This window comes from Hyphomicrobiales bacterium, assembly GCA_002869065.1.
In the GTDB taxonomy this organism is placed as follows: Bacteria; Pseudomonadota; Alphaproteobacteria; order Rhizobiales; family Rhodobiaceae; genus Rhodobium.
Genome location: PKTR01000003.1, coordinates 1 through 12174, shown reverse-complemented (window position 1 = coordinate 12174; position 12174 = coordinate 1). Strand labels below are relative to the sequence as shown.

Here is a 12174-nt window from a genome sequence, read left to right as displayed (position 1 = left end):
CCTTCCCTTTTTGGGCGATGCGAGGAGCGAGAATGACACAGACGTTCAACGGTCGCAGACGCGTTCGCAAGTATTTCGGTACCATTCGCGAAGTTGCCGAGATGCCTAACCTGATCGAGGTCCAGAAGGCCTCGTACGATCAGTTCCTTCAGGTCGACGAGCCCAATGGCGGGCGCGGCGAGGAAGGGCTTCAGGCCGTCTTCAAGTCTGTTTTCCCGATTTCGGATTTCTCGGGGGCCTCTCTTCTGGAGTTCGTCTCCTATGAGTTCGAGGCGCCGAAATACGACGTCGACGAGTGCCGCCAACGGGGCATGACCTTCTCGGCACCGCTCAAGGTGACGCTGCGCCTGATCGTGTTCGATGTCGACGAAGAAACCGGCGCCAAGTCGGTCAAGGACATCAAGGAGCAGGACGTCTATATGGGCGACATGCCCTTCATGACGTCGAACGGTACCTTCATCATCAACGGCACCGAGCGCGTCATCGTCAGTCAGATGCACCGTTCGCCGGGCGTGTTCTTCGACCACGACAAGGGCAAGACCCACTCGTCGGGCAAGCTGCTGTTTGCCGCCCGTATCATCCCGTATCGCGGTTCCTGGCTCGACATCGAGTTCGACGCCAAGGACATCGTCTATGCGCGTATCTACCGTCGCCGCAAGATTCCGGTGACGTCGCTGCTGTATGCGCTCGGCTTCGATCCCAACGACATCCTCGATCTGTTCTACGGCCGGATCCAGTACACCCGTTCGGGCGATGCATGGCGGATGCCGTACGACGCGCAGCGCATGAAGGGCTACAAGGGCACGACGGATCTCGTCGATGCCGACAGCGGCGAGGTCATCCTCGAGGCCGGACGCAAGCTGACCGCGCGCCAGGCGCGCCTGATCGGCGAGAAGGGCGTGACCGCCATCAGCGTCAGCGACGAGGAACTCGCCGGTCGCTATTTGGCGGAAGACATCGTCAACGCGCAAACCGGTGAGGTCTATGCCGAAGCTGGAGACGAATTGACCGTCAAGATGCTGCACGACCTGGTGGAGTATGGGTACACCGAGATTCCGGTGCTCGACATCGACCACGTCAACACCGGCGCCTATATCCGCAACACGCTGGCCGCCGACAAGAACGAAGCCCGCGAGGACGCGCTGTTCGACATCTACCGGGTGATGCGCCCGGGCGAACCGCCGACCCCGGACACGGCGGAAGCCATGTTCCACTCGCTGTTCTTCGATCCCGAGCGCTACGACCTGTCGGCCGTCGGCCGCGTGAAGATGAACATGCGTCTCGACCTTGACGCCGAGGACACGGTGCGCGTGCTGCGCCGCGAGGACATCGTTGCGGTGATCCGCACGCTTGTCGAACTGCGCGATGGCAAGGGCGAAATCGACGACATCGACAATCTCGGCAACCGCCGTGTTCGTTCGGTCGGCGAGCTGATGGAAAATCAGTACCGCGTCGGTCTGCTGCGCATGGAGCGCGCGATCAAGGAGCGCATGTCGTCGGTCGAGATCGACACCGTCATGCCGCAGGATCTGATCAACGCCAAGCCGGCGGCCGCCGCCGTGCGCGAGTTCTTCGGTTCCTCGCAGCTGTCGCAGTTCATGGACCAGACCAACCCGCTGTCGGAAATCACCCACAAGCGCCGCCTGTCGGCTCTTGGCCCGGGCGGTCTGACCCGCGAGCGGGCGGGCTTCGAAGTCCGCGACGTGCATCCGACCCATTACGGCCGCATCTGTCCGATTGAGACGCCGGAAGGCCCGAACATCGGCCTCATCAACTCGCTGGCGACCTTTGCCCGCGTCAACAAGTACGGCTTCATCGAAAGCCCGTACCGGCGTGTGCGCGACGGTCAGCTGACCAACGAAGTCGCCTATCTGTCGGCGATGGAAGAGGCCAAGCACCACGTCGCCCAGGCGAATGTGGAAGTTGACGAAAACGGCAAGCTGGCCGGCGAACTGATCGTCTGCCGTCATGCCGGCGACGTGATCATGGTCACGTCGGACAAGGTCGACTACATGGACGTGTCGCCGAAACAGCTCGTTTCGGTCGCTGCGGCCCTGATCCCGTTCCTGGAAAACGATGACGCCAACCGCGCTCTGATGGGCTCGAACATGCAGCGTCAGGCCGTGCCGCTGGTGCGCGCCGATGCGCCGCTGGTCGGCACCGGCATGGAACCGATCGTTGCCCGCGACTCGGGTGCGGCGATCGCTGCCCGTCGCAGCGGCGTGGTCGACCAGGTCGACGCGACGCGTATCGTCATCCGCGCCACGGAAGATCTCGACCCGTCGAAGTCGGGCGTCGACATCTACCGGCTGATGAAGTTCCAGCGTTCGAACCAGAACACCTGCATCAACCAGCGTCCGCTGGTCACCGTCGGTGACGTCATCCACAAGGGCGACATCATCGCCGACGGCCCGTCGACGGAGCTCGGCGATCTGGCGCTCGGCCGCAACGTGCTCGTCGCGTTCATGCCGTGGAACGGCTACAACTTCGAAGACTCGATCCTGTTGTCCGAACGCATCGTTCGCGACGACGTGTTCACCTCGATCCATATCGAGGAATTCGAGGTGATGGCCCGCGACACCAAGCTCGGCCCCGAGGAAATCACCCGCGATATTCCGAACGTCTCGGAAGAAGCGCTGAAGAACCTCGACGAAGCCGGCATCGTCTATATCGGCGCCGAAGTGCATCCGGGCGACATCCTGGTCGGCAAGATCACGCCGAAGGGCGAAAGCCCGATGACGCCGGAAGAAAAGCTCCTGCGGGCGATCTTCGGTGAAAAGGCCTCCGACGTGCGCGATACCTCGCTGCGTCTGCCGCCGGGTGTTGCCGGTACCGTCGTCGAAGTGCGCGTCTTCAACCGCCATGGCGTGGAGAAGGACGAGCGCGCGATGGCGATCGAGCGCGAAGAAATAGAACGCCTCGCCAAGGACCGCGACGACGAACAGGCGATCCTCGATCGCAACGTCTACGGTCGTCTCATCGAGATGCTGAACGGCAAGGAAGCTTCGGCCGGTCCGAAGGGCTTCAAGAAGGGCGCCATTGTCGACCACGCCTCGCTGTCGGAATATCCGCGCAGCCAGTGGTGGCAGGTTGCCGTCGCCGACGAGAAGCTGATGAGCGAGATCGAGGCGCTGCGCAATCAGTACGACGAGTCGCGCAAGCGTCTGGAACAGCGGTTCATCGACAAGGTCGAGAAACTGCAGCGTGGCGACGAGCTGCCGCCGGGCGTGATGAAGATGGTCAAGGTCTTCGTCGCGGTGAAGCGCAAGATCCAGCCGGGCGACAAGATGGCCGGCCGTCACGGCAACAAGGGTGTCGTGTCGAAGATCGTTCCGGTCGAGGACATGCCATTCCTCGACAATGGCGAGCATGTCGACATCGTTCTCAATCCACTTGGCGTGCCAAGTCGAATGAACGTCGGGCAGATCCTGGAAACCCATCTGGGTTGGGCCTGTGCGGGCCTTGGCCGCAAGATCGGTGACATGATCGACGCCTACAGGCGCGAGCACGACATCGCACCGCTGCGCAAGACCATTGCCGAGGTCTACGACACCAAGCACAGCGATCTCGAGATCGAAAAGCTCGACGACGATTCGCTGCTGCGTCTCGGCGACCAGATGACCAAGGGTGTGGCAATCGCGACGCCGGTCTTCGACGGTGCGCATGAGCCCGATGTCGTTGATATGCTTGAGCTGGCAGGTCTCGACGCGAGCGGTCAGGTGACGCTGTTCGACGGCCGTACCGGTGAGCAGTTCGACCGTAAGGTGACTGTCGGCTATATTTACATGCTGAAGCTGCACCATCTGGTCGACGACAAGATCCATGCCCGTTCGATCGGTCCGTACAGCCTGGTCACCCAGCAGCCGCTGGGCGGTAAGGCGCAGTTCGGCGGTCAGCGCTTCGGTGAAATGGAAGTGTGGGCGCTGGAGGCTTACGGCGCGGCGTACACGCTGCAGGAAATGCTGACGGTGAAGTCGGACGACGTGGCCGGCCGGACCAAGGTCTACGAAGCCATCGTTCGCGGCGACGACACGTTCGAGGCTGGCATTCCGGAATCGTTCAACGTGCTTGTGAAGGAAATGCGTTCGCTCGGCCTCAATGTCGAGCTGACCAGTACCAAGCAGCCAGCGATCGAAGGCGGCGACGACGAATCCACGGCCGACGCGGCGGAGTAATCCTCCGCGTCGCCGGATTTCGACGATTTCAATTTTGCGATGAGCGCGGTGGGTGCCAGACGAGCGGCGGATGGCACCGGCAACCGCAGCGAAGGAGACAGAGCCGATGAATCAAGAGGTCATGAACCTTTTCAATCCGCAGGCTCAGGCACAGACGTTCGACCAGATCCGGATCTCCATCTCCAGCCCGGAGAAGATCCTGTCGTGGTCTTTCGGTGAGATCAAGAAGCCGGAAACGATCAACTACCGGACCTTCAAGCCGGAGCGGGACGGCCTGTTCTGCGCGCGGATTTTCGGCCCCATCAAGGACTACGAGTGCTTGTGCGGCAAGTACAAGCGGATGAAGTACAAGGGCGTCATCTGCGAAAAGTGCGGCGTTGAAGTCACGCTCAGCCGGGTGCGCCGCGAGCGCATGGGCCACATCGAGCTGGCCGCGCCGGTCGCGCATATCTGGTTCCTGAAGTCGCTGCCGAGCCGTATCGGCATGCTGATGGACATGACGCTGAAAGATCTCGAGCGCATCCTGTACTTCGAGAACTACGTCGTCATCGAGCCGGGCCTGACGCCGCTCAAGCAGAACCAGCTGCTGTCCGAGGAAGAGTATCTCCACACTCAGGAAGAGTATGGTGAGGACTCGTTCACGGCGATGATCGGTGCGGAAGCGATCCGCGAGATGATGATGGCGCTCGACCTGCCGAAGCTGGCCGACCAGCTGCGCGTCGAGATCGCCGAGGCGACGACCGAGCTGAAGCCGAAGAAGCTGGCCAAGCGGCTGAAGCTGATCGAGGCGTTCATCGAATCCGGCAACAAGCCGGAATGGATGATCATGACCGTCGTTCCGGTCATTCCGCCGGATCTGCGTCCGCTGGTTCCGCTCGACGGCGGCCGCTTCGCGACGTCGGATCTGAACGATCTGTACCGCCGCGTCATCAACCGTAACAACCGTCTGAAGCGGCTGATCGAGCTGCGCGCGCCGGACATCATCATCCGCAACGAAAAGCGGATGCTGCAGGAATCCGTCGATGCCCTGTTCGACAACGGCCGTCGCGGCCGCGTCATCACCGGCGCCAACAAGCGTCCGCTGAAGTCGCTCAGCGATATGCTGAAGGGCAAGCAGGGCCGCTTCCGCCAGAACCTTCTCGGCAAGCGCGTCGACTACTCGGGCCGTTCGGTCATCGTGGTCGGCCCGGAGCTGAAGCTGCACCAGTGCGGCCTGCCGAAGAAGATGGCGCTCGAACTGTTCAAGCCGTTCATCTATTCGCGGCTCGATGCGAAGGGCTATTCGTCCACGGTCAAGCAGGCCAAAAAGCTGGTCGAAAAGGAAAAGCCGGAAGTCTGGGATATCCTCGACGAGGTCATCCGCGAACATCCGGTTCTTCTGAACCGTGCCCCGACGCTGCATCGCCTCGGCATTCAGGCGTTCGAGCCGGTGCTGATCGAAGGCAAGGCGATCCAGCTGCATCCGCTCGTCTGCGCGGCATTCAACGCCGACTTCGACGGTGATCAGATGGCCGTCCACGTGCCGCTGTCGCTCGAAGCGCAGCTTGAAGCGCGCGTGCTGATGATGTCGACCAACAACATCCTGCACCCGGCCAATGGTCAGCCGATCATCGTGCCGTCGCAGGATATCGTGCTCGGCCTCTACTACGTTTCGCAGATGGCGGAAAACGAGCCGGGCGAGGGCATGCTGTTCGGCAACATGGCCGAGCTGCATCACGCGCTCGATTCCGGCGCCGTGTCGCTGCACGCGAAGGTGCGCGGCCGGTTCAAGACGGTCGACGCCGAGGGCAATCAGGTGTCGGCCATCCACGAGACGACGCCGGGCCGCCTGCTGATCGCCGACAATCTGCCGAAGCACCATGAGGTGCCCTTCGACATCTGCAACAGGCTGATGACGAAGAAGGAAATCTCCAAAATGATCGACTCGGTCTATCGGGCCTGCGGTCAGAAGGAGACGGTCATTTTCTGCGACCGCATCATGGCGCTCGGCTTCAACCGCGCGTTCCGCGCCGGCATTTCGTTCGGCAAGGACGACATGGTCATTCCGGACACCAAGGAACGCCTGGTCGAAGAGACCCGTCAGCTCGCGAAGGATTACGAGCAGCAGTACAATGACGGCCTGATCACCCAGGGCGAGAAGTACAACAAGGTCGTCGACGCCTGGGCGAAGTGCACCGATCGGGTCGCCGAGGAAATGATGAAGCGCATTTCCGCGGTCCAGCGTGACGAAGAGACCAACCGGCAGAAGCAGATCAACTCGATCTACATGATGAGCCACTCCGGCGCCCGTGGTTCTCCGGCGCAGATGAAGCAGCTCGCCGGCATGCGCGGCCTGATGGCCAAGCCGTCGGGCGAGATCATCGAGACGCCGATCATCTCGAACTTCAAGGAAGGCCTGTCGGTTCTCGAGTACTTCAACTCGACCCACGGTGCCCGTAAGGGTCTGGCCGACACCGCGCTGAAGACGGCGAACTCGGGTTACCTGACCCGTCGTCTCGTCGACGTGGCGCAGGACTCGATCGTCACCGAGTACGATTGCGGTACCGACCGCGGCCTGACCATGCAGTCGGTCGTCGATTCCGGTCACGTCGTCGCCTCGCTCGGTCAGCGCGTGCTTGGCCGTACGGCGGCGGAAGACGTCATCGACCCGGCGACGGGCGAGATGATCATTCCGGTCGGCGGGCTGATTGAGGAGCCGCATGTCGAGCAGATCGAGGCGTCCGGCATCCAGGCGATGAAGATCCGTTCGGTGCTGACCTGCAACACCGTCACCGGCGTTTGCGGCAAGTGCTACGGCCGCGACCTGGCGCGTGGTACGCCGGTCAACATGGGCGAAGCGGTCGGCGTCATCGCGGCGCAGTCGATCGGCGAGCCGGGCACCCAGCTCACCATGCGTACCTTCCACATCGGCGGTACGGCGCAGGTGGTCGACCAGTCGTTCATCGAAACCAACTTCTCGGGCACCATCCAGATCAAGAACCGCAATCTGGTTCGCGACTCCGATGGCCGCCTGACGGCGATGGGCCGCAACATGACCGTTTCGGTCATCGACAAGGACGGCGTCACGGAACGGGCGGTGCATCGCATCACCTATGGTGCGCGTCTGTTCGTCGACGATGGCGACGAGGTCAAGCGCGGCCAGCGGATCGCCGAATGGGATCCGTATACCCGTCCGATCCTGACCGAAGTCGACGGCGTCGTCGGCTACGAGGATCTGGTGGACGGTGCTTCGCTGGCGGAATCGACCGACGAAGCGACCGGCATCACCAAGCGTGCGGTTACCGACTGGCGGTCGTCTGCACGTACGCAGGACCTCAAGCCGGCGCTCGTTTTGCTCGACGCCAAGGGCGAGGTGTCCAAGACGCCGAAGGGCAGCGATGCACGATACCTGCTGTCGCCGGAGGTCATCCTCTCGGTCGATCCGGGTTCCCAGGTCAAGGCCGGCGACGTGCTTGCGCGTATTCCGCTGGAAAGCGCCAAGACCCGCGACATCACCGGCGGTCTGCCGCGGGTGGCGGAGCTGTTCGAAGCGCGGCGTCCGAAGGACCACGCGATCATCGCCGAAATCAGCGGCACGATCCGCTTCGGTCGCGACTACAAGAACAAGCGCCGGGTCTATATCGAGCCGGAGGAAGAGGGTCTGGAGCCGGTCGAGTACCTGCTGCCGAAGGGCAAGCACCTTCATCTGCAGGACGGCGACGCCATCGAGAAGGGCGAGTACATTCTCGACGGCAACCCGGCGCCGCACGACATCCTGGCTATCAAGGGCGTGGAGGCTCTGGCCTCCTACCTGGTCGACGAAATCCAGGAGGTCTATCGTCTGCAGGGCGTGGGCATCAACGACAAGCACATCGAAGTGATCGTGCGCCAGATGCTGCAGAAGGTCGAAATCACCGATGCGGGCGAAACCGGCCTGATCAACGGCGATCAGATCGACCGTATCGAGCTCGACGAGATCAATGCCAAGGCCGAGGAAGAGGGCCGCAAGCCGGCTCACGCGAACCCGGTCCTGCTCGGCATCACCAAGGCGAGCCTGCAGACCCGGTCGTTCATCTCGGCGGCATCGTTCCAGGAAACCACGCGCGTTCTCACCGAAGCCGCGGTTTCGGGCAAGTCCGATACGCTTGAGGGCCTGAAGGAAAACGTCATCGTCGGCCGTCTTATCCCGGCCGGTACCGGCGGTATGATCAACCGTATCCGCCAGGTGGCCAACCAGCGCGACGATCTCATTCTGGAAGAGCGTCGCAAGGAGCAGGCAGCGACCGTCAATGCCGCGCTCGAGGATCTGACGCCGGCAACGCCGGTCGAATGAGAATCGGGGCAGGCGAGAATCACTAAATGATTCCCGCGCTTTGACGACAGATTCGAGTCGTTTTCTGGTTCGACTCGGTATCCGGCAAACATTCAACGGCGGCGATGACACCTCATCGCCGCCGTTTTTCTTTTTGAATTCCCGGCATTCAGGTGCAGGTCGGCGGGGGTGGCGCGGTATGCTGCCCGATACGGCCCGGTTTTCCGTCGATTTGCGGTAAATAGCGTTGAGTTGGCGTCGACAGCCGCTGGTTACGGCGAAGTCTTTCAAAAAAGTTCACGTCGGCTGTTGACGCACCGCAGAGATACGCATATGTTCCGCCCACTTTCACGACACGCGGTGAATTCGCAGCGTTCGCTTCGACACGAAGAGAACCAAGGCAGTTCAGACGGTGTCGCGTTCAAATTGGAAACAAGTCGAACGCACGATCGCGGCCTTAAAGGCACGTGATCCTCTGTTCGTTGTGAGCGCCTTCTCTCGGGGAACCTGAGGAAATGGCGCTCGTTCGTTCGCGTGAGTCATCACGTGAGATCGATAGGCGGAAGTACGGGAAGGCAGGCATGCCGACAATTCAACAGCTGATCCGCAAGCCGCGGACGGACAAGCCGAAGCGCAACAAGGTGCCGGCCATGGAGGCCTGCCCGCAGAAGCGTGGTGTGTGCACTCGCGTCTATACGACGACGCCGAAGAAGCCGAACTCGGCGCTTCGTAAGGTTGCCAAGGTTCGTCTGACGAACGGCTTCGAGGTCATCGGTTACATTCCGGGCCAGGGTCATAACCTTCAGGAGCACTCCGTGGTCATGATCCGCGGCGGCCGCGTGAAGGACCTTCCGGGCGTTCGCTACCACATCATCCGCGGCGTGCTCGACACGCAGGGCGTCAAGGATCGCAAGCAGCGTCGTTCGAAGTACGGCGCCAAGCGTCCGAAGTAAGCCCGACCGGTTACGAGTTACAGGCGAGAGAAACGAGCATGTCCCGTCGTCACAGAGCTGAAAAACGCGAGATCAACCCGGACCCGAAGTTCGGCGATATCATCGTGACCAAGTTCATGAATTCCGTGATGCGCCACGGCAAGAAGTCGACCGCCGAGTCGATCGTCTATGGCGCGTTCGACATCATCGAAGAGAAGATGCGGAACGACCCGATCGAGGTCTTCCACCAAGCGCTCGAAAACGTGATGCCGGCGGTTGAGGTTCGCTCCCGCCGCGTCGGTGGTGCCACCTACCAGGTGCCGGTCGAGGTTCGCACCGATCGCCGTCAGGCGCTTGCGATCCGCTGGCTCATTGGTGCGGCCCGCAGCCGCAACGAAAAGACCATGGTCGAGCGTCTGTCGGGCGAGCTGCTGGACGCTTCCAACAACCGCGGAACTGCCGTGAAGAAGCGTGAAGACACGCATCGCATGGCGGAAGCTAACCGCGCCTTTTCGCATTATCGCTGGTAATTCGAAGGTCGAGAGCACACCGTCATGTCGCGCACCCATCCCATCGAAGATTATCGCAACTTCGGCATCATGGCTCACATTGATGCCGGCAAGACGACAACGACCGAGCGCATCCTTTTTTACACGGGTCGTTCGCACAAGATCGGCGAAGTTCATGACGGCGCCGCTACCATGGACTGGATGGAGCAGGAGCAGGAGCGTGGCATCACGATCACCTCTGCCGCCACCACCACGTCGTGGAACGGCAAGCGCCTGAACATCATCGACACTCCGGGCCACGTCGACTTCACCATTGAAGTCGAGCGCTCGCTGCGTGTTCTCGATGGCGCGATCGCGCTTCTCGACGCCAACGCCGGTGTCGAACCGCAGACCGAAACGGTTTGGCGCCAGGCCGACAAGTACAAAGTCCCGCGGATGATCTTCGTCAACAAGATGGACAAGATCGGCGCCGACTACTACCGCTGCCTCGACATGATCGTGAAGCGTCTCGGCGCGACCCCGATGGTGCTGCAGCTGCCGATCGGCGCTGAGTCCGAATTCCGCGGTTGCGTCGATCTGATCAAGATGAAGGCCATTGTCTGGGACGAGGAGTCGCTTGGCGCGAAATTCCACGAGGAAGACATTCCGGCCGATCTCGCCGACAAGGCCGTTGAATATCGCGAGAAGATGATCGAGACTGCGGTCGAGATCGACGAAGCCGCGATGGAAGCCTACCTCGAAGGTGAAGAGCCGAGTGTGGAAACGCTCAAGGCGCTGATCCGCAAGGGCACCTGTCAGAACATGTTCGTGCCGATCCTTTGCGGCACCGCGTTCAAGAACAAGGGTGTACAGCCGCTTCTCGATGCTGTCGTCGATTTCCTGCCGTCCCCGGTTGAGGTTCCGGCGATCCGCGGTATCGACGCCAAGACCGAAGAAGAGACCGTTCGCAAGTCGAGCGACGACGAGCCGCTTTCGATGTTGGCGTTCAAGATCATGAACGACCCGTTCGTCGGTTCCTTGACCTTCGCGCGCATCTATTCGGGCAAGCTCGAGACCGGCATTTCGCTGCTGAACTCGGTCAAGGAAAAGCGCGAGCGCATCGGCCGTATGCTGCAGATGCACTCGAACCACCGCGAAGACATCAAGGAAGCCTATGCGGGCGACATCGTCGCGATCGCAGGCCTCAAGGACACCACCACGGGTGACACGCTGTGCGACCCGCTGAAGCCGGTGATCCTCGAGCGCATGGAATTCCCGGATCCGGTCATCGAGATCGCGATCGAGCCGAAGACCAAGGCCGACCAGGAGAAGATGGGCATTGCGCTCAACCGCCTGGCCGCCGAAGACCCGTCCTTCCGCGTCAAGACCGACGAAGAGTCGGGCCAGACGATCATGGCCGGCATGGGCGAGCTTCATCTCGACATTCTCGTCGATCGCATGAAGCGCGAATTCAAGGTCGAAGCCAATATCGGTCAGCCCCAGGTGGCCTATCGCGAGACGATCACCAAGCAGGCCGAAGTCGATTACACCCACAAGAAGCAGACCGGTGGTTCCGGTCAGTTCGCGCGGGTCAAGATCGTGCTCGAGCCGGGTGAAGCCGGTGCTGGTTTCCAGTTCGAGTCGAAGATCGTCGGCGGCAACGTTCCGCGGGAATACATCCCGGGCGTTCAGAAGGGCGTCGAGAGTGTGATGACGTCCGGTGTGCTGGCTGGCTTCCCGATGGTCGACGTCAAGGTGACGCTGATCGACGGTGCCTACCACGACGTGGACTCCAGCGTGCTGGCGTTCGAAATCGCGTCGCGCGCTGCGTTCCGCGAAGGCATCCACAAGGCCGGTCCGAAGCTGCTCGAGCCGATGATGAAGGTCGAAGTGGTGACGCCGGAAGAGTACATGGGCGACGTGATCGGCGACCTGAACTCGCGGCGCGGTCAGATCACGGGCACGGAAAACCGCGGTATCGTCACGGTTGTCAGTGCGATGGTGCCGCTGGCCAATATGTTTGGCTACGTCAACTCCCTGCGCTCGATGAGCCAGGGTCGGGCGCAGTATTCGATGGTCTTCGATCACTACGAGCAGGTCCCGCAAGCGGTGGCCGATGAGGTTCAGGCCCGTTACGCGTAAGGCGTACGGAGCCCAGGTTTAAGACGCTAGAGAGAGAACGGAGTACTCCGATGGCGAAAGCGAAGTTTGAGCGGACGAAGCCGCATGTGAACATCGGAACGGTTGGTCACGTTGACCATGGCAAGACGACGCTGACGGCGGCGATC

The 12174-nt window shown here is 61.6% G+C and carries 6 protein-coding genes; all 6 read left to right on the top strand.

The window, feature by feature from the left end; all coding sequences use genetic code 11:
• Positions 1 to 32: 32 nt before the first annotated feature.
• Entirely contained in the window at positions 33 to 4175 is a 4143-nt protein-coding gene (gene rpoB / locus C0606_10805) for a DNA-directed RNA polymerase subunit beta (protein ID PLX37014.1), read from the top strand.
• A 106-nt stretch (positions 4176 to 4281) separates the two neighbouring features.
• Positions 4282 to 8487 (top strand): DNA-directed RNA polymerase subunit beta', encoded by a 4206-nt coding sequence (gene rpoC, locus C0606_10800; protein ID PLX37013.1) that lies wholly within the window; start codon positions 4282 to 4284, stop codon positions 8485 to 8487.
• Between the two features lie 560 nt (positions 8488 to 9047).
• Positions 9048 to 9419, top strand: a complete 372-nt coding sequence (locus C0606_10795; protein PLX37012.1) for a 30S ribosomal protein S12 — start codon at positions 9048 to 9050, stop codon at positions 9417 to 9419.
• A gap of 38 nt (positions 9420 to 9457) precedes the next feature.
• On the top strand, positions 9458 to 9928 hold the full coding sequence (locus C0606_10790) for a 30S ribosomal protein S7 (protein ID PLX37011.1): 471 nt from the start codon (positions 9458 to 9460) through the stop codon (positions 9926 to 9928).
• A gap of 24 nt (positions 9929 to 9952) precedes the next feature.
• Positions 9953 to 12028, top strand: coding sequence for an elongation factor G (gene fusA / locus C0606_10785; GenBank protein ID PLX37010.1), 2076 nt, complete (start codon positions 9953 to 9955; stop codon positions 12026 to 12028).
• Positions 12029 to 12078: 50 nt separating this feature from the next.
• Positions 12079 to 12174, top strand: a 96-nt coding sequence (locus C0606_10780; GenBank protein PLX37009.1) for an elongation factor Tu, incomplete at its 3' end; no start/stop codon positions are given.

Excerpts from the sequence above, each read along its gene's own strand:
- rpoB (PLX37014.1), top strand. The coding sequence starts at position 33 with ATGACACAGACGTTCAACGGTCGCAGACGCGTTCGCAAGTATTTCGGT.
- C0606_10790 (PLX37011.1), top strand. The coding sequence starts at position 9,458 with ATGTCCCGTCGTCACAGAGCTGAAAAACGCGAGATCAACCCGGACCCG.
- C0606_10795 (PLX37012.1), top strand. The coding sequence starts at position 9,048 with ATGCCGACAATTCAACAGCTGATCCGCAAGCCGCGGACGGACAAGCCG.
- fusA (PLX37010.1), top strand. The coding sequence starts at position 9,953 with ATGTCGCGCACCCATCCCATCGAAGATTATCGCAACTTCGGCATCATG.
- rpoC (PLX37013.1), top strand. The coding sequence starts at position 4,282 with ATGAATCAAGAGGTCATGAACCTTTTCAATCCGCAGGCTCAGGCACAG.